Annotated in this window: 16 protein-coding genes and 4 pseudogenes; 15 read left to right on the top strand and 5 right to left on the bottom strand. The window is 31.8% G+C overall.

What is annotated here, in order from left to right; all coding sequences use genetic code 11:
* Nucleotides 1-447 precede the first annotated feature (447 nt).
* Nucleotides 448-774, top strand: coding sequence for a DUF3895 domain-containing protein (locus tag ACXKY9_RS15735; RefSeq protein ID WP_001071907.1), 327 nt, complete (start codon nt 448-450; stop codon nt 772-774).
* A 110-nt stretch (nt 775-884) separates the two neighbouring features.
* Here ACXKY9_RS15735 and ACXKY9_RS15730 read toward each other — a convergent pair whose 3' ends face one another.
* Complete coding sequence (locus ACXKY9_RS15730) at nt 885-1,592, bottom strand: DNA alkylation repair protein (RefSeq protein ID WP_000346352.1); 708 nt, start codon at nt 1,590-1,592, stop codon at nt 885-887.
* Nucleotides 1,593-1,883: 291 nt separating this feature from the next.
* Here ACXKY9_RS15730 and ACXKY9_RS15725 point away from each other — a divergent pair, with 291 nt between their 5' ends.
* The 3 genes and pseudogenes from ACXKY9_RS15725 to ACXKY9_RS15715 form a co-directional block, all read left to right on the top strand.
* Nucleotides 1,884-2,222, top strand: coding sequence for a DUF4064 domain-containing protein (locus ACXKY9_RS15725; RefSeq protein WP_000831724.1), 339 nt, complete (start codon nt 1,884-1,886; stop codon nt 2,220-2,222).
* 101 nt (nt 2,223-2,323) lie between these two features.
* Nucleotides 2,324-2,653 carry a hypothetical protein gene (locus ACXKY9_RS15720; protein WP_000587855.1) on the top strand — a complete coding sequence of 110 codons (330 nt, stop codon included), beginning with the start codon at nt 2,324-2,326 and terminating at the stop codon, nt 2,651-2,653.
* A 56-nt stretch (nt 2,654-2,709) separates the two neighbouring features.
* Nucleotides 2,710-3,549 (top strand): annotated as a pseudogene (locus ACXKY9_RS15715) (DUF3994 domain-containing protein); the annotation flags it as partial.
* A 51-nt stretch (nt 3,550-3,600) separates the two neighbouring features.
* On the opposite strand, the gene istB reads toward ACXKY9_RS15715, so the two are convergent.
* Both istB and istA read right to left on the bottom strand, forming a co-directional pair.
* Complete coding sequence (istB, locus tag ACXKY9_RS15710) at nt 3,601-4,353, bottom strand: IS21-like element IS232 family helper ATPase IstB (RefSeq protein WP_000798699.1); 753 nt, start codon at nt 4,351-4,353, stop codon at nt 3,601-3,603.
* Nucleotides 4,343-5,638 (bottom strand): IS21-like element IS232 family transposase, encoded by a 1,296-nt coding sequence (istA, locus tag ACXKY9_RS15705; protein ID WP_000275580.1) that lies wholly within the window; start codon nt 5,636-5,638, stop codon nt 4,343-4,345. Before istA ends, istB begins: the two co-directional genes overlap by 11 nt.
* 238 nt (nt 5,639-5,876) lie before the next feature.
* On the opposite strand from istA, the gene ACXKY9_RS15700 reads away from it, so the two are divergent.
* From ACXKY9_RS15700 to ACXKY9_RS15680, 5 genes and pseudogenes are all read left to right on the top strand, one after another.
* Complete coding sequence (locus ACXKY9_RS15700; RefSeq protein ID WP_000611668.1) at nt 5,877-6,038, top strand: hypothetical protein; 162 nt, start codon at nt 5,877-5,879, stop codon at nt 6,036-6,038.
* Nucleotides 6,039-6,059: 21 nt separating this feature from the next.
* Nucleotides 6,060-6,371: pseudogene (locus ACXKY9_RS15695) on the top strand (zinc ribbon domain-containing protein); the annotation flags it as partial.
* 351 nt (nt 6,372-6,722) lie between these two features.
* Nucleotides 6,723-6,947 (top strand): hypothetical protein, encoded by a 225-nt coding sequence (locus ACXKY9_RS15690; protein ID WP_000390477.1) that lies wholly within the window; start codon nt 6,723-6,725, stop codon nt 6,945-6,947.
* 1,330 nt (nt 6,948-8,277) lie between these two features.
* Nucleotides 8,278-8,683: pseudogene (locus ACXKY9_RS15685) on the top strand (glutathione-dependent formaldehyde dehydrogenase); the annotation flags it as partial.
* A 674-nt stretch (nt 8,684-9,357) separates the two neighbouring features.
* Nucleotides 9,358-10,776 (top strand): S-layer homology domain-containing protein, encoded by a 1,419-nt coding sequence (locus ACXKY9_RS15680; protein ID WP_000680988.1) that lies wholly within the window; start codon nt 9,358-9,360, stop codon nt 10,774-10,776.
* 150 nt (nt 10,777-10,926) lie between these two features.
* Here ACXKY9_RS15680 and ACXKY9_RS15675 read toward each other — a convergent pair whose 3' ends face one another.
* A complete protein-coding gene (locus ACXKY9_RS15675) occupies nt 10,927-11,481 on the bottom strand; it encodes a helix-turn-helix domain-containing protein (protein ID WP_000997924.1) in 555 nt (184 codons plus the stop codon).
* Nucleotides 11,482-11,612: 131 nt separating this feature from the next.
* Between ACXKY9_RS15675 and ACXKY9_RS15670 the strand changes: the two genes are divergently transcribed.
* The 3 genes from ACXKY9_RS15670 (at nt 11,613) to ACXKY9_RS15660 (ending at nt 13,477) form a co-directional block, all read left to right on the top strand.
* Complete coding sequence (locus tag ACXKY9_RS15670; RefSeq protein ID WP_002101019.1) at nt 11,613-11,783, top strand: hypothetical protein; 171 nt, start codon at nt 11,613-11,615, stop codon at nt 11,781-11,783.
* A gap of 322 nt (nt 11,784-12,105) precedes the next feature.
* Nucleotides 12,106-12,609 (top strand): DUF3902 family protein, encoded by a 504-nt coding sequence (locus ACXKY9_RS15665; RefSeq protein WP_000833544.1) that lies wholly within the window; start codon nt 12,106-12,108, stop codon nt 12,607-12,609.
* A 46-nt stretch (nt 12,610-12,655) separates the two neighbouring features.
* Nucleotides 12,656-13,477: a peptidoglycan-N-acetylglucosamine deacetylase gene (locus ACXKY9_RS15660; protein WP_000694606.1), complete on the top strand. Its 822-nt coding sequence runs from the start codon at nt 12,656-12,658 to the stop codon at nt 13,475-13,477.
* Nucleotides 13,478-13,774: 297 nt separating this feature from the next.
* On the opposite strand, the gene ACXKY9_RS15655 is transcribed toward ACXKY9_RS15660, so the two are convergent.
* A complete protein-coding gene (locus ACXKY9_RS15655) occupies nt 13,775-14,344 on the bottom strand; it encodes a TetR/AcrR family transcriptional regulator (protein ID WP_000593070.1) in 570 nt (189 codons plus the stop codon).
* Nucleotides 14,345-14,719: 375 nt separating this feature from the next.
* On the opposite strand from ACXKY9_RS15655, the gene asnB reads away from it, so the two are divergent.
* From asnB to ACXKY9_RS15640, 3 genes and pseudogenes are all read left to right on the top strand, one after another.
* Nucleotides 14,720-16,546 carry an asparagine synthase (glutamine-hydrolyzing) gene (gene asnB / locus ACXKY9_RS15650; RefSeq protein WP_000334322.1) on the top strand — a complete coding sequence of 609 codons (1,827 nt, stop codon included), beginning with the start codon at nt 14,720-14,722 and terminating at the stop codon, nt 16,544-16,546.
* Between the two features lie 273 nt (nt 16,547-16,819).
* Nucleotides 16,820-17,035: pseudogene (locus ACXKY9_RS15645) on the top strand (PA domain-containing protein); the annotation flags it as partial.
* Nucleotides 17,036-18,567: 1,532 nt separating this feature from the next.
* Entirely contained in the window at nt 18,568-18,765 is a 198-nt protein-coding gene (locus ACXKY9_RS15640; RefSeq protein ID WP_000650125.1) for a hypothetical protein, read from the top strand.
* The last annotated feature ends 64 nt before the right edge of the window (nt 18,766-18,829 follow it).

The raw sequence follows: 18,829 nt of genomic DNA, 5'->3' as shown, positions 1-18,829 counted from the left end.
GCCCAAGTGTTAGATATAATTGGACTGCAGTTTTTTATAGAAAGATGTAATATAAAATCAAGCGAAGACCTACAAAATTTATGCTACTAAAAAAACATATGAACTGAAAGCACTTGATTGTCAATTAAAGGCAACAAGTGCTTTTTTGCGTAGAAATTTAACAGATCACTATAATTTTATTATGTAAACTTTTTACATAGTTTTCTATACAACTAAAGAGAAGAAAAATGTTCACTATTACTTTCATTTCTGTTATAAAAATTCTACAATAGAAGACAGAACGTATATTTGGTATAATCAAAATATACTATATGAAATGATGTACATGAGTTTGAAATTCATGTAACGAGGTAAGCACTACATAACAATGACTAATATTTAAAGTTTTCGTACCTATAGAATTCAATTCATGTTATATAAATCAATTGTTAGAAAGGAACAGGTGTAATGAATCAAATTTCATTTGAAGATTTATTTGAAGAAGAAAAAGAAAAGGTGGAGGTAGCTGAGGTATGTAAGGTACCAGCCCCTTTATCACCATTACAAAAAGATATTTTAGAATTAATTGATTCTGAAGAAATAAGTGCGCTTGAGCTATGTGAACGATTAATACGATCTGGTAAAATAGCCGATGAAAGATTCACTACGAATAAGCCTAAAGCATATGGACAAGTATGTTTACTATTAGAAGGTTTTGTTACAGAAGGAAAACTTATTTTTATCAAAGATGATGAGAAAAGAGATAGGGTATATAAATTGAAAGAAGAAGTTTGAGATGTATAGTGGGAGATGAATGATTGGTTCCCTTTAACTTGCAGCTCCGTTAGTCTAGTAATGTCCACAAAAAAGGTGTCAATCTCTCCTACATTGACACCTTCATACTTTTAACACCTTACATACTTACGCTTGAAACCAAGTCTTCCTCTATCAAGTTCTTTCTGAATACTTTCAGAAGCATTTAACAAACTGCTTTTTTTATTATCACGTTTGACTTCAACTATACCAACTTCTTTTGCAATCTCGACTGCTTTTTCATGTAGTGGTACATATGATATTGCCACGGTGTTTAGGAAATTATTCATAGCGGATTTTGTTCGTTCTGGAGAATGATGAATTGTATCTTTCACCATTTCAAGCATATCGGAAATTTTACTTTCGGAAAATTCATTGTCTTTGCGATTTCCTAAAAGCCAACAGTAGCAACTCCATCCGGCAGACATTTTAAGCTCGTCCCCACTTGCAATCCATTTATCAGCAACATCTTGTGCAATATTTGACTCCGATAAAGTTACTGCCACTACATAATCAGATAGCATATAAAAATATGCCCCGTCTATCCAGCGATCAAAATCAGACTTACTCATAGCTTTTGGATCGGCAATAATACCTGCAAAGTACATAGCATCGTAGTTACCTGTGGCATAAAGCTCTTCAGCTAACTCTTGATTTAATTTTATTTTTTTAGCGATTGGTTTCATAGCACCTGTAGCTACTCCGAATACTGGCTCATGCGCACCGTTAGATATGTATATTTTTTTCGTTCGTTCCTTACCTAGAGATTCAAGTTCTTGCATAACTGTTTTAAAATCCATAGTTGTGCAACTTCCTTTCTTCATGTGAAAGCCTTTTTAAGCCTTTCGTATTTCATGTGTTAATACTAATTGTATTCAAGGGGTATGTCTACTTTCTAAAAGTATCGAAACCGGTTAGTAATTTTGAAGGTTTTGATTTTGTGACTGCTACAAGCTATCTATAATGGTAAGAAGGTCACTGTAAGGTAAGGAAGAATGAAAAGTATGTATAGTTTTTCCAGTGAATATTTGGTATGATGGTGAATGGGAAAAATATACAAGTTGTTAGTGGTTCATAAAAGGGGGATTGAATTGAAAAGAACACCTGAATTCGTATTAGGTTTAATTGGTGGCATTTTGGGAATTATTATTTCCATAATATTAATAGTTGTAGCGTTTAATATTATGGAAGGGGTTGATTACGAACTTTTAGCTTATTACTCTATTATTTTAACGGTTCAAATAGGGTTGTTCATTTTATCGTGTTTAGTAAACAAGGTTAATAATAAAGTTTATGGAGTTTGTATGATTGTGATTCCTATAGTTATGTTGTTTATGTCATTATTCTTTTTACTTATTCCGACAATTTTACAAATTATATCTGGTTCATTTGCATTTAGGACATTAAAGTTAGAATCGAATGTAAGCTAAATATAATTATTAACGTCTGAATATTCGGTTTTTTAAACATTTTCGTTTGCAGTTCAAATTAACATAAAGTACAAAGTTGTACGCTTTAGGAGGAGAAATAGATGATTATTTGGTCTGGTTGGGGTTTTTTAGTCGCAATTATTGTAATTATTAATACTCTTTTGGGTAAGGCTATCTTTGGATCTATAACGGGGGACGCTACATATTTTCAAGACCATAGTTGGCCAATGGCGGTAATGTTTATTATATCAGGGGTTATGTCTTGGTATTTAGGTAAATATATTAATAAGCCAGATGGGAAAGTTTATATAGATACCGAAACTGGTGAAAAAGTTATGTTTAACAAAAAACACTCGCTATTTTTTATAAAAATGGAATATTGGGGACCAATTTTAGGAGTTATTGCGATTGTAACTTTAATTACAAGATAAAAAAAGAGGATGGGTATAGTAAGAGTAATCTATTCAAGTAGAAGGAGAAATTAGTCATGAATGCAAAGAAACTACTAGGGGTAGCAGTTCCGGTCATGTTGTTATTTGGTTGTGGAGTTTCTGAGAAAACGAACACTTCTAAACAGGAGAAAACGGAAGAGTCTAAAGTAAAAGAATCGAAGTCTAATAGTAAGAAAGAAAACGTTTCAAAGGAAGACTATCCTAATAAAGTGTATAAATTAGGAGTAGAGTTTGATAAGTTGTTTGCGGAGCATAACAATATTACAAGAGAGGTTTTTGACGGTAAGAAAAAGAAATCAGATATAGTAGATAGTGTGAAAGAATTAAATAAAGTGTTAGATAAATTTGAGTCAATAGATCCCCCTACAGAGTATGTAAACCAACAAAAAGATTTTGAAAAAGCAATTAGTTATTTTAGAGAGTCTTTTTCTTTAATAAATGAAGTATTCACCAGAAAAGAAAAAAGAGAAAAAGGTGATAAGACTGATAAAGAGTTAATAGAGAAATCTGAAAAGCTAGTGAAAGAAGGAGATATTTACTGGCTTAAGGCATTCAAAGATCTTGAAGGGGATATTAAAATCGGTGACGGTACAGTATCAATGAAAGATTTGAAAGAGTTAGATAAGAAAGCTGGAATTAATACAGATAACGTTATGAAGAATGTGAAGGATGGTACGGAATTAATCGGTAATTGGGGATTCCAAGGAACAGACGGTTTCAATATGTCACTCATTTTAAAAGGTGATAAGACATTTGAAACGTATGGTAAAGGTGAGTATCCAAATAAAAAGAATTATATTGAAGGAACTTGGGAATATGATAAGGAAGCTTTTACAATCTATTTACATCTCAATAAACGTTTAGTAGACGGTGTGTAAATGTCAAGATAAACATGTACATTTTCGCTTGTTTAAGCATGTACAAAATCAATCATTTTCTTTGCTAAAATGATCTTTAATTCGATAGGATTGTCCTACAATACTGACCACCGTGGCATGATGTAAGACACGATCTAGTATGGCATTGGCGAGTTTAGGGTCCTGGAATACTTCGTCCCAAGACTTGAAGTTGATATTGGTCGTTAGGATGGTACTACGCTTTTCATAACGCATATCGATTAATTGAAAGAATAATTTTGCATCCTCCGGATCAATAGGCAAGTACCCAATTTCATCAATAATAAGTAATTTGTATTTTGTATAGTGCTTTAAACGAGATTCTAGGCGATTCTCAATCTTGGCACGTTTTAAATTTTGAAGTAAATCATGACATTTAATAAAATAAGTACTTGTTCGCTTTTTAGCTGCTGCTATACCAATAGACGTGGCCAAATGGGTCTTACCAACACCACTAGGTCCTAAAAATACTATGTTTTCTTGTTGCTCTAAGAAACGTAGAGAAATAAAATCTAAGATTTGTTGTTTATTAATACTCGGCTGGAATTCGAAATCAAACTCATCAACCTCCTTTCTATGAGGAAATGCGCCCATTTTCACCATAGAATGAATCATATTTTGTTCTCGTACATCAATCTCATAGTTTGTCAGTTTAACAAGTGTCTCTACGAAGGATAATTCATTATTAATGCTAAAATCGACTACGTCACCTAAATGTTGTGCCATTTGTTTTAATTTTAAATACTCTAGGTTTGTTGTTAATTGTTGATAGCTATTCTTCATTTCTATATACCTCACCAATTACTGATAAATTTTGTTTCGCCAAATTGTCAATGTTCGGATATTTAGGTAGTGACTTAGCCAATGCTTTTTTATAATGTTCTTCTTTATAATTGAGCTTAGATTGGCTGATTTTATGTTGTACAATTAACTTCATGTTATGATAAACATATATTTGATTATCATATACTTGTAAACCGACGGTTTTACCTTGATATTCAGCTGGAACTGAGTATTGATTCGATTTGTAAGATATCATGCCTGATGTATTAACTTTTACAAGTTTATGCTTAATCATATAGGAATCTCTTATCGCGCTCTTCGGGAGTGGTTGTAGGAGATTCTTTTCCTGTTTTAGGGCAAACACTGGAATCTTACCAGTCCCTTGATGAAATGTTTGATTAATTCTTGCACATAATTTTTGCACAAATTCATGTAATTCTTCAAAAGTGAATCTTCCTTGATAAGCATGAATTTCGTCTAGAAGTTTCATTGGCGCTTCTACTTTCCCTTTGGTATTTGGTCGCCCTGCGATACAAGGTTGTACCTTAAATCCAAAATCTTGAGCGAATTGGGCAAACTTATTGTTAATCGTTCCTGTAAAGTGTTCTGTTCGAGCTTCATCCATTACCGTCTTCATATTATCCGTGACAATTACCTTCGGTACACCACCAAACATTTCAAATGCCTCTGTCATAAATGACATTAAAACACTTTGTGATTTTGAAATATTCAAATGAAAAACTTTAAATCTCGAGTAGGACAATAAAAGTACAGCTACATTCACATATACGATTTCGCCACTTTTGGTTTCAAATCGTATGCTTTCTTTCCAATCTAATTGAGCTTGTTCTCCTGGAGGTGTCTCATAACGGACACCCACTGAATGACCTGATAAAATACGCTTCCCCTCATCAAAATATGTTCTAAATTCAGGCTTTCTATTAATATAAGCACGAAATGCAGACTGTGAACATTTTAAACCGTGATTGTCTGTTAGATACTGCCATAACACTCGTTTGTAGTAGAAGATTTGTTTAGAATCACTAGATAAAAGAGCTGCAATCACTTCATAATATGTATCGATTTTCGATGTTTTATTTTTTGTCCCTTTTGGTGTAAAACCATTCAAATACTTATCTATGGTACGCCGATCCACATTCAATTCTCTGGCTAATTGACTTTTATTTATCTTCATTTTTAAGTTCCCCATTAGTTTTTTAAAATTTGGTAAGTCTGAAAGACTTTTAACCTCAAATTCTGTTTGAATATCTAGCTTAATATACATACTAACCACCTCAGAGTCAGTATGGAGAATCCAATTGAAAATGTACATATTTATTCAAGCGTTAATGTACATATTTAAGTTAGCATTTATAGATAAATTATATGTTATGATAAAAAGCAATAAAGTACATCATCCTGACTTTATTGTGTATGTTTAGCCTATGTATGTCGTTTGTATTAAAAAATAAGAAGTCTCTTAAAATGAGACTTCTTATTTTTGTATCGAGGGGGTATTACAGATGATTAATTACTATCAAATATTTTTAATTACCATGGCAGGTATTGCCTTGTTTTTTTATATACAACAAGCTGGAAAACCAACGAAAAGAAACAAATGGAAGTTTTTAATTGTAGTATTTTTATTTTACTTTTTGAATTATTTATTACTTAAATTTTCATAGATAAATATAGAGGATTTATAAATATCGAATATATTAAAGAATTATAAGTTAGCAAAAGCAATTAGTAAAGTATCATGGTCACAGTTTTGAGCCATGTTAGAATACAAAGCAAAATGGTATGGAAAACAAGTCATTGTCGTATCTAAAACATTTTCTTCCAGACAATTATGTTCTTGTTGTGGGTCTCAAAATAAAGACGTTAAAAATCTCAACCTACGTAAATGTGTTTGCCCTTCATGTCAAACACATCATGATAAGGATATTAACGCAAGTATCAATCTAAAGAATGAAGCGATCAAGCTGCTAACCATAAGGACTGCGGAGATAGTCTAATCAATTAGAGTTCGATAGAACTCTTTACTTGAAGCCTGTAGATGTAGATGCTTACGGGATATATATGAAGGAAAACGCCACCTTACTGCAAGTCCTGTATATTGACGATAAGGTCATGTGGACACAACTAAAAGGATATGAGATGGATAAACATGAACATTAACTGTCAGATGGTGATACTTAAGACGATTAGTAAGCTATAGTTTGTAACAAGAAGACATTTAATGAGTATTTATTTTCAACAAAATACGGGTTTTGTATGGAATTTCCTGCAATGAATTCACCATGGATAAGGTTGTCTCATATCATGTAAAGATTGCTTTATTAAGATTATAAAAGGGTGTGAATGCATTGGAAGATGTTTATGTGAAAATTGACAGTTTAAAAGCAGAACAAAAAGAAATTATGCGAGATATTCGTAATTTAGAAACTCGTACAACAATTAATGAGAAAGACATAGCTACAATTAATAAGCAATTAGAAAAGATTAGCATAAATACAACTTGGATTTTACGAATTATTATTAGTGCAATCACTATGTCGGTTTTGGGGTTAATATTAAAGGGTATGATTTAAAAATAACAGTACTTATTGAGAGATGGACGAGTATCTCTCTTTATTTTTATCATTTTAGCCAAGATAGTTTTTAAAACATGTTATAGGTAATTAGTACAATTAAATGGAAGACATTAATAATTGTTTAGCAATGGTAAAGTAGACGTATATAATTTAAAAGAGAACCTATGCAGCAATACAAATAATAATTTGTATGTGAACGTAAAAAATACCAAGACCGTCCTAGAAAGGAGGGGGCTTGATATTTTTTAGTTAAAATTACGATTTTTTAAGTGAATTTCATATTCTGTTAACCATACTAATATCAAGCACTTTAATTCAATCGTTTCAATTTCGCAAGTGTTTTCTTCATCTCCCACATATCGGTGGGTGGTCTTTGTATAATCGAATCTTATCTCTAAATCGCAATTGTTACCCCATTACTATCAAGTTAAAGTTTTATAATGCCCTTAAAATGAAAAACACATTATTCTACTATAACAATACAATTTTGTATGCAATATTGCATATTTATACGTTATGCCTCTATTAGACATTTTTTAATGGTACCATAGCAAGGTGAGAGTCTATAAGGGTTCTCCTTAATAGGAGGAAATATGGAAAGAGTGCAAAAAGTTTACAGTAATCCAAAACTTAAAAGTTGGATTAAACAGGTATTAGCTGTAGGAGGAATAATAGGGTGCTGCTATTTGGTGTTATATGTTTTCTGTTTCTTAGTTATCATGTAAATATTATACAATTAAACTAGTAGAGTCTTGCCTAGAGAGGTAAGGCTCTTTTATTGTATCTGGAGATGAGCAAACAATATAAAATACATCTTAGGTTTGTCAGATTACTTTGTACGGTGCCTTGTTTCTCTATGTTCTAGACCACTAACTCCTATCATCGAGAGTTAATAAACTTCTATTTAAAGTTTCCATTTATATTGAAAACAGAATTCTATTGATAAAAAATGTGTTTTTACTAGATATATATTAAAAAGATAAGCATAAGTTATATTACGTTGTGATAGAATCTTTTTATCTTTGAAAAGGATTTAAATTTTAATAATAGATTTGAGTCCTTTTTGTATATTATAATCCCTATGTTTGTATATAATTATAATATATTGAAAATGATTTAAAAGCAAGAATATTAGTAGGGGTACCGCTACATTGCCATCAACTTAAGAAATTAAATGTTCCTCAAAACGAAAATAGTAGCCGTCGGCTACTATTTTCGCTTTTATTTAAGCTAGCGTAATGTCTCTGAAATTTTGAATGAACGTGGTGTGTCAGTTCATCCAAAAACTATTATGTGCTGGGTTCATGAATATGGCATCTGATTCAGCAAATTTGGTAATCACCCAGGTGGGCAAGCTGAGTATTTAAAAGTTCCATTTGGAAACTTTACTCTATTTGTTATACCGTAATTTTGTGAACTGGAGGATGAGTCCCTCTTTTTTATCCGATGTTTTACAGAACCCCTATTGGAGTGTCATAAATGCAAATGTAAAGTCAGGGGATACTGTTATCGTGCTTAATTGTGGACCTGTTGGATTGATGCCACAAAAATTTGCTTGGATGAAAAATGCTAAGCGTGTAATTGCTGTTGATTACTTAGATTATCGAATCACTTATGCAAAAAAAGATTAGCAATGCTGGAGTATTTGAGTTTAGAAATTATCCCAATATGGGGGAACGGATGTGGGCATGGATGGAAAGAAATCACCTTTGGAGTTTTTTGAACAAAAATTAATGAGTTTTAAAGAAACAAATTTTTGCTCCTTGGGGGTATTAAAACCTCTTAAGTTGATGGTGACGTGGTGCTACTCCTGTAAAGATAGTAGGAGGACTACAATTAAAAAGATAGGCAATTCTCTGTATAGAGGAATTGCCTAATGAAACGGATTAAAAGAAATAACAGACGAACCAATTATATTAAAAACTATAATATATGCATATATTTATAAAAATATTTTATTATTAAGAATACATTAACATGTTTTTAGTATATCTGTGTTTTCTACTGATTCTGCACTGAAAATTATAGTAATAGCATTTAATAATTAAGCTTAAGGAAAATAAAAAATTTATTTAATAATTGCCTGTGACAAAAATCTAAACTATTAAGAGTAGATAGGTTAAGTATTCACTGCATTAAATTCAAGAAACTTAAACTACCAAAAGGGAATTTCACTATTAAATCTACCATATACATAAGTCAATTATAAGATCACGGAAACTTGATTATATGTAAATATTATTCAATTTTGTAAAAGACATTCATTGACACTTATGTATATAAGTAACTATACTCGTTACATCGAATTGAATGCGTGATAATACAATTTTATTATTATTACAAACATGTAAATATAAAAATAGAAAATTTCAATTTGATAAATACAATGGTAGAGGTGTTTATTTTAATGAAGCACAAATTAATTGCAACAGGTATCCTTGCAGGAGCTATATTATCCTATTCTTCTAATATTTTAGCGGATACTCATAAATTTCCTGATGTTCCTACATGGGCTGATAAATCCGTTAACTATTTAGTTGATAAACAGGTATTAAATGGTTATCCAGATGGAACTTTTGGTTCAAATGACTCCTTAGACAGAGCTTCGGCTACAAAGATTATGACAAAAGTTTTAGGAATACAAATTGATCCTACTGCAAAACCATCTTTTACAGATTCACAAAATCACTGGGCTACTCCTTATATTGCTGCTGCTGAAAAAGCTGGGATTGTTAAAGGTGAAGGTAATGGAATCTTCAATCCATCCGGAAAAGTAACTCGCGCTGCTATGGCTACGATGCTAGTAAATGCATATAAACTACAAAGCACACCAAATCATAATGATCAGGTTAGATTTGAAGATTTAAAAGGGCATTGGGGAGAAAAATATGCCAATATTTTAATAGATTTAAAAATCTCTAATGGTACCGAGAACGGTTGGCAACCAAATAGATTTATAACACGTGCTGAAGCTGCTCAACTTACTGCAAAAACAGATATGTTACAACAAAATTTAAACGATGAAAAAGAGGTTATTACTGCTACCTCATATGAAGATTTAAATTTAACAGTGGCTTCGAAAATTACAGCTCAAGAGATTGATAGTTTTATTGCGAAATATCACTCGGATAGTCCTTTAGTTGGACATGGGCAAGATTTTATCAATGCGCAAAATCAATATGGCGTGAGTGCTCATTATTTAGCAGCGCATGCGATTTTAGAATCTGGATACGGAAAATCAGAAATCGCATATCAAAAACATAATCTATTCGGTCTACGTGCATATGATGGAGATCCGTTTAAATATGCAAAATATTTACCAAGCTACGGGGATAGCATTGCTTATAACGCTAATTATGTACGAGAAAGATATTTAGAAGAAAGTGGTATGTATTATAACGGCCCAACATTAACTGGCATGAATGTGAAATATGCATCAGATAAAGGCTGGGCTAAGAAAATTGCGGGTATTATGGAACGTATTAAACCGTTTCATGTAGAAGACTATACATATGCAAAAAAATTACCAAAGAATCCTGAAACATTAGATGTCGACGCGTTATCGAATGAAATTCCATATAAAATGTATGCAGACGGTTCAAGCTCAAATGTTGTATCATCAGCTGCTTACTACCAGGTACCTTATCCATTTAATTTAAAAATTAAAAGTAGACCAGATGTAGCTGTCGAGGAGAATAAAGTTGGTACAGTAACCCCTGGAACAACCATCTTTATTTATCGTGAAGATCCAAATGGATGGGTAGAATTCTCTTTTGAAGCTAATGGAGAAAAATATTGGACATTAAAAAATAAATTAAGTATGTAATTAAAAAGATCTATTTCATTAGTTTTAATCGTTTAGATTTTAATCTCATATAATTGGGAGACAAGTTTTTTAATTTCTTAAAATAAAATTAAGTATACAAGAAAAGTTAGAGAATTATTTTCTCTAACTTTTCTTCGCTAGTATTTGAAATTAAAAAGATGGTGGAGTTACCCCAAATATAACAGTGACTTTGTTTAAAGAAGTGTTTTCCCATTTATGCTTTGTATAAGGTGGGATTTTAACACTATCACCTGTATTGAGAAGTAAAACCTCATCATTTAGATATAGTTTTACTTGTCCCTCCATAATAAATGCTATTTCTTCCCCTTTATGTGCCACAGGCTCCATAGATGAAGCAGTTTCAGGGAACAGATTCATTAAAGCCAATTCTAGTGCTCCATCTAAATTAGGAGATAATAACTCATATGAAACATTGCCGCTTTCAGGAAAAGTTATTTTTTTCCTTTGGTTAGCTCTTACAACTAATTCTTCTGTATTGGTATCCTCTAAGAAAAAGTTAAACAATGGAATATTTAGTGCTACAGAAATTAATTTTAGTGTTTGTAATGAAGGATTTGTGATTCCTTTTTCAATCTGACTTAACATGGAAGGTGTTATATCAGCTAACTCTGCTAAACGTTTACTGGTTAATCCGGCCCCTTTTCTAAATGCCCTAATTTTGTGACCAACATTAATATCGTTCATATATGTAATCCCCTTTAAATAAGCAAATAAAATTAAATTATTATTAATTTTATTTACTTATACTTAATATATTGTTAATATATACTTAATTATAATAAATTATTATTAATTTTAAAACATCATATGTACATATGGCAGCAGCTGCGAAAAAATGGGAAAAAGATTTAATTAGAAACAAAGGGGTTACTATTTTTAAATATACAGCGGGCTATAATAAAGCAGTAGAAGAAGGAAGAATACAAGTTAATAAGAATCAAATGTGCTATTTGATTGACGATGAAAAATCAAAGCATTTATTTTAAGGTTATGCAGTAGCTGATACTCGTCTGAATAATTGATATACAAATAAAAGTTGGTGAATGGCATCCTCTATTTGTATATCTACCATGTGGAATAGGATTTGGTGGAGTTTCATTCAGTTTAAAAATTATGGTATGTGATCATGTACATGTAATTTTTGCTGGGCCTACCCATTCTCCGTATATGCTATTAGGTATGATGACCGGATTATATGATGGGATTTCCATAAAAGATTTTTAATGAAAAGGAATCTAATAAGTAAAGGACAACTTAAGAGTAGACTTCAATGCTGTATTGTAAAATTTTTAAGGAAGTGAAAATAGTATGAAATCAGCTTTAAATAGTATTATGATCTCTTCGATTCTTGCAGTAGGAGGGATCATTGCGCTTTTGTTTAATTTAATGGGGGATCAAGATTGGATCTGGAATTGGGTAGGGCTATTACTGGCATATCTATCTTTGGGCATTTTAATCGGTTTATATAATAAAACTGTGGATCACAAAACATTTCCTAAAATACTAAAAAGAACTTTGTTTATTTCCTTTAATGCTACTATATTAGGGATAATAATAGGGGTAACATACCAACTATTAGGAAAGTGGAATCTTACTATAATGATGTATTATTGGTTGATAATTTTATTACTACATTTAATTACTATAATAACATTAGTCATCCTAGTATTTGAAAACCATAATAGTAAAAATTATAGCTTACTATATAGTTTTATTATAATTTTAAACATTGTCCTTACCTTAGGACCAGTATTATTTCCAGTAGTTCTGACTATTATAGGAAATGCCATGAACGCTAGTGCAGGGCACTAATTTTCACCTATACAGATTATTATTAAGATAGAAAGAAGATTATAATATGAAAATTAAGCTTAAGAAAAAGAGAATTATAAGTGTATTGTTGGCTATTACTTTAGTAGCAATAGGGTATTACGTGTTTCAATCTATTACGAATCCTAAGCTGGTAAATGCGGAAGAGGCAAATAGTGTTCAGCAAGTGAGCAGTCTACCTAAAAATGAATTAAAAAAATTGATACCTAATCGTTTTGATGGTAAAGAAAGAAAAGTTGCATATTTAACTTTTGATGATGGACCTGGAAAATATACAGCTAATCTATTAGATGTACTAAAGAAAAATGATGTGAAAGCAACATTCTTTTTAATTGGCGATAATGTGAAAAGGTTCCCAGATTTAGTGAAACGAGAGCATGTAGAAAACAATTATGTGGGCATGCATAGTATGACACATGTTTTTAAAAAGCTATACACCAATCAGGAATATGTGAAGGAAATGAAAGAAGATCAATCTTTAATTAGAAACGTTATTGGATACACACCGAAATTAACACGTCCACCATATGGATCAATGCCTGGCTTAAATGAATCACTTCGAAATGAAGTGGTAGGAAATAATTTGAAAGTATGGGATTGGACAATTGATTCTTTAGATTGGAAATACAATAAATTACCCGTTGATGTAGCAGCTGCAAAGATTGTTCAAAATGTCTTAGCAGGTGCGACGTCTTCAAAGGAAATTGTTTTAATGCACGATATTCATCCACAATCTGTCGCGGCAGTTCCAGTAATTATAAAAGGGTTAAAAGAAAAAGGGTACGAATTTGAAGCTTATGATGAGAACAATCATTTTCCAATAAACTTTTGGCATGATAATCGTATATAAAGAGATATATTAGTTAAAAGAAAATCAGAATGGAATAAGCAATTCATATAGGGTTTAAATATTTGTAAGAGCGTGTTTAGATAGATGAAAACACGCTCTTTTTACTGAACTATTTTATTGTAGATTTAAGTATAGGCTTTCTAATTTTAGAAAAATTTATATGATTTTTTCATTCATTTCTACATAAGCGTTGGATATTTCGTATGTTTGGCCAGAATGAAAAGAGTTTATTAAACCATTCATTATTCACGTTCTTCTTCATATATTTGTACCACAATTATTTTTTTGTTGTTAAAACTAGTTTTTAAGAAGCATATGTTTTAGCAACTGCAGAAATTCTGTATCACTTTTATCATTTTTTATATAATCCTGTTCGTAGTTAAAAATCATTCGTACTAACATAAAAGCTGTAAGCGGTAATGGTACCTTATGCAAAGCTCCTTGCTGATAACCTTTTTCGAGCAAATTACTTATCATGTTAATTGCTTCTTCTTCAGATTGTTTAAAACAAGTTGTAATTTCAGGTGAATGGTACTCTTTATATTCTTGAAAGAGTGTAGAAACAAACGGATCTTGATGATATTCTAGGCTGATATAATGAAGAATTTTTTGTATTCTAAGTAAAACATCTTTTTCTTCTTTATATAAATTAAATAATTGTGAGCGTTTGAGCTGAATATGACGCATATAGCAGTCACATAATATTTCAGTTTTATCTGTATAGTAATAATAAATAGTACCTTTACCAACTTTAGCTGTCTTTGCAATTTCATCAACCGTTGTGTTACGGACACCACGCGTAGAGAACAGTATTGTGGCAGATTGAATGATTTTCATTTTTTTATTTTCTTTTTCTAATTTGATCATTGTCTACACCCTATCCTTGAAATATTTAGCGAAGTTTTCTATCTTTACATTCTGTATTAGTTCATTTGTAATTTTGTAACTCCTAATAGAAAGTCCTCTATTTGCTTCTTATAGAATAACATACACCATTCTTATTTCTAGTATATAACTATAATAGAATGCAACTGTATCACTTAAGATAAAAATGAAAGTTTAAGGTAATAATTTTTTAATCGGACGATGATTTCTTTCTTGATTGAATTATTTGATTTTTTATTCAATTCATTTTATTATATAAACATGACTAAAAGATGTTTTTAGTCGGATTTTTTACGGAAAACCGACTGATATTCGATTTTAGTCGGTTTCTATACTATTTGAGAGAAGGTAGACACTATGTGTGGAATTGTAGGGTGGATAGACTGGTCTAAAGACCTGTCTAATGAACAAGAAACGTTAAAAAAAATGACAGATGCTATCATTCACCGAGGACCTGACGCAGAGGGGCATTGGTTTTCAAAACGAGCGGCATTAGGTCATCGACGTCTCATCGTCATTGATCCTGAAGGTGGCCTTCAACCTATGCTCTATAAAGATGGAAATGATATGATTGGCCTTACGTTCAATGGAGAAATTTATAACTATCAAGAATTACGTAAAGAACTTGAGGAGAAAGGTCATAAATTTCAGACCAAGTCGGATACAGAGGTATTACTACATGCTTACTTAGAATGGCAAGAAGATTGTGTTCAACATCTAAATGGGATTTTTGCTTTTGGTATTTGGGATGAAAGATTTGGGAAATTGATGCTTGGTCGTGATCATCTAGGTGTGAAGCCTTTATTTTTTGCTCAAAGGGGAAGCGCAATTCTCTTTGGTTCAGAGTTAAAAGTTTTACTTTCGCATCCATTTGTAGATGCAGAGGTAGATAAAGAAGGACTTTCTGAAATATTTTGTCTTGGGCCAACACGTACTCCTGGTCATGCTATTTTCAAGGATATACATGAAGTGCGTGCTGGGCATTACATGACGTTTACCTCTAATGGCTCGACTACGACACAGTATTGGAAACTTGAAAGTAAAGAACATGTAGATGATATTGATACAACAGTTGAGACAATCCGTTCCATTTTACAAGATACGGTAAAACGTCAGTTAATTGCTGATAAACCAGTGGTATCTATGCTTTCTGGAGGTTTAGATTCCAGTGGTTTAACAGGTTTAGCAGGAAACGAATTTGGGAATAAGGGGGAACGTCTTCATACATATTCCCTGAATTTCATCAATGATGAAAAAGATTTTGAGCAAGACTTCCTTCGTTTTGATCGTGATGAACCTTGGGTGAAACGTGTGGCTGAATATGTAGGAACAAAGCATCATTCTATAGAGTTAGGATCAGATAGTTTAATAGAGCATTTATTAACTCCAATGCGAGCGCGTGATCTACCTGGAGTTGGAGAATTAGAAACGTCTCTTTATTTGTTATTTAAGGAAATGAAAAAAGATGCAACAGTTGCACTTTCAGGCGAATCCGCAGATGAAGTATTCTCAGGATATCCATGGTTCCATCAAGAGAAGTTTCTAGATGCAGAGATATTCCCTTGGAGTGTTAATTTATGGTATAGTACAGAAATTTTATCAGAGGATTTTAAAGCGAAGATTAGCCCTGAAAAATATCAAAAACAAAAATTTGAAGATGCAGTTGCTGAGGTTCCCTTTTTAGAAGGTGAAAGTGATCTGCAAATGAAGCAACGTCAAATGTCTTACATGTTTATTACACGTTTCTTGCCATTTATGCTAGAACGAAAAGATCGCACAAGTATGATGAATGGCTTTGAAGTACGAGTTCCATTTTGCGATTATCGACTTGTAGAATACCTATGGAATGTCCCATTCGAAATGAAAAGCATAGACAATATTGAAAAAGGTATTTTACGTAGAGCTTTTGAAAATGTACTTCCAGAGGATGTACGTTATCGCAAAAAAAGTGCATATCCAAGCACTAAGGATGCCTCTTATCTACAAGGTATTAGTGATTGGATGTTACATGTGTTGAACAATCCTGAATCACCTATTTTGCCATTAATTAATGTAGAAAGAGTTCGTGCTATTGCAGAAGGAAAAGACGAAGTAATTTCAGGTAATGATGCACGAGGTATAATAGATTATTTACTTCAAGTTAATAGTTGGCTTGAGGAATATAATATTAAATTAATATGGTAGATGTAATTTTCAAATAAAGAGAATAGCTGAAACATCAATGACCTAAGTGAACCGCACCTCCAATGTATTAGATAGTTATCTAATAATTGGAGATGTGGTTTTATTATTTTGATTTGCAATAACCCTAATCAGTTAGTTAATTAGAATCAAATAAGAAACATAGAAATAGGGGGAATAATATGAATTGGAGGTCCCTTCCTGAGAGTAGGGAGTCTCTTTAATCTCGCTACCGATAATTAAATAATATGTTAATTAGATTTGATTATTGTATGCATCACCTTTTCTTCAATAAATATTAAGCATGCTAAGGAAGCAGGCGCAAAGGCAGTAATCGTATATAACAATGTAGATGGTGAAATTACAAGTTATCTTGGGGAAAGTACTGCATCTATTCCATCGTTCCGCTTAACAAAAGTAGATGGTGAGAAATTACAAGCAAAAGCTGTACAAGGAGATGCGTTGAAATTAAATTGGACTTTTAATTCCATGCAAGCAAGCGGTGAAGAAAAGTAAGTGTAATAATTTGTATACTATATGTGTGAGACATATCGTATACAAATGAAAAGAACTGTTTTGAAATGAAGGCGTTTATCCTCAATGGTAAAACTCCTTATAAAAATATGGGTGAAAAACTTGATGATGATTTCCCTTTTAAAACACATCGTAAAAATATTTTGCGATGTGTTTTGTTATAAGTTGGAGAGTATAGAAATATTAAATGAGTATCCAAATTTTGAGATAATTTGAGGGAATTTAGCACCTTACGCTAGCTTAGCAACTTTCCTGTCCCCTTTATCCCCAAGAAGACGTAATCCAGTTATGATGAGCGTACATCCTCATACGCGAAATTGAAAGTAACAACTAGTGCATGCTCACAAAACTTTTCATCCTATGGCAGAGAAGTTCCAGAAAATCAAGAACACCCTTCAGAGAATAAGCTGAGGGACTTATTGGCTCATGTAAAAGAGAAGTATATGAAAGTGAAGGGCTAAATTTTAAAATTCTAAAAAGGGTGAATGGATGATGTTAGGGATAGGGTTGATTGTATTAAGTATTTTACTTGTCAGCATTGTATTTTTACCATGATGCTTTATTCCAAGTGAGACAGAAAACATGTAGTATTTTTATTCGTAATCATCCAAAAAAGAAAGAGGGATATTTGTTACAATCACGGCATTGTAGAAGAAATAGAATAAAAGAGGAAAATATATACTGTTACAAATTAATATTCCATGTGTTTTTTGAACATACATTACTTATCTTTAATGTATATATTGAATATATAAATATATTGTGTTATGATGTGAATTAGAAACTCGCGTGTTTCAAATACAACATTTTTATCTTTTTGATGACCTCTTATCTTTCCGTAAGAGGTCCTTTTTTTATCCCTCCGTATTGCATAGCCGCTAAAATACTATGAAAAGATACTAGAGACTACTACACTGTGATATCCTTTAGTATTTTTTCTTTATCTATATTATCTATTGTTAGGTAAACGACGAATTGGTATTTTTTGTGTAATTTTCACAAAATAACTTTGAATCATTATTTATTTCAATATAAAGTAATGAAAGGACATATTTGACTATCGTCTTTAATTTTTCCGACAGCAAGCAAAGCTAGCATGTTTAATGCATAATCAGACGTCTATAAATGAGCATTACTATTTAAATTTTTACCAGAGAGTAATTTAGTTAATTAGTAGAAAAAGGAAGGGGCCTATTTGGCTCCTTCCTTTTTCTCATACATACATAACGCTTGTTGACAACTTATGAAATAATAGCATTCATCGCTATTAAAATATAACATTAAAAGCAATTAATTAGATATGTAATTTTGCATATATTGTACTATTTGAATAGAAACAAAACTATTTATCACTTTCTGTATGGAGACAAACAGATTTAGGTTTACTTAGGGTAAGAAGACCTGATCATTGATTGCTGGTTAAACCATATTTCTACGTATTTGAAACAAATTATTTCACTGGATTGTATGTTAAAGAGAGTGAGGGATTTATGAAATGTAGATTGTTCCTTGATTTCTTACTCGTGATTTTACTTGGAGAATGCATCGGAAAAGAAGTTACGTTATATACGATTTCAAAAGGGGATATTATTCAGTGCATCCAAAGATGCGCTCCGTTTCCTGTTTCCTATCCAACTAAATTACCATTTCAAGCAAATTTCTTCCCTTTCAAACAATTTATCCATTGAATAAAGATAATTCGGCCATACGTATCGGAGGACATGAAACTTTCTTAATACCATTTGGAATATA

Source organism: Bacillus sp. 2175 (assembly GCF_057812155.1).
Note: the sequence above shows the minus strand (reverse complement) of the source record. Positions and strands in the feature narration are given on the sequence as shown.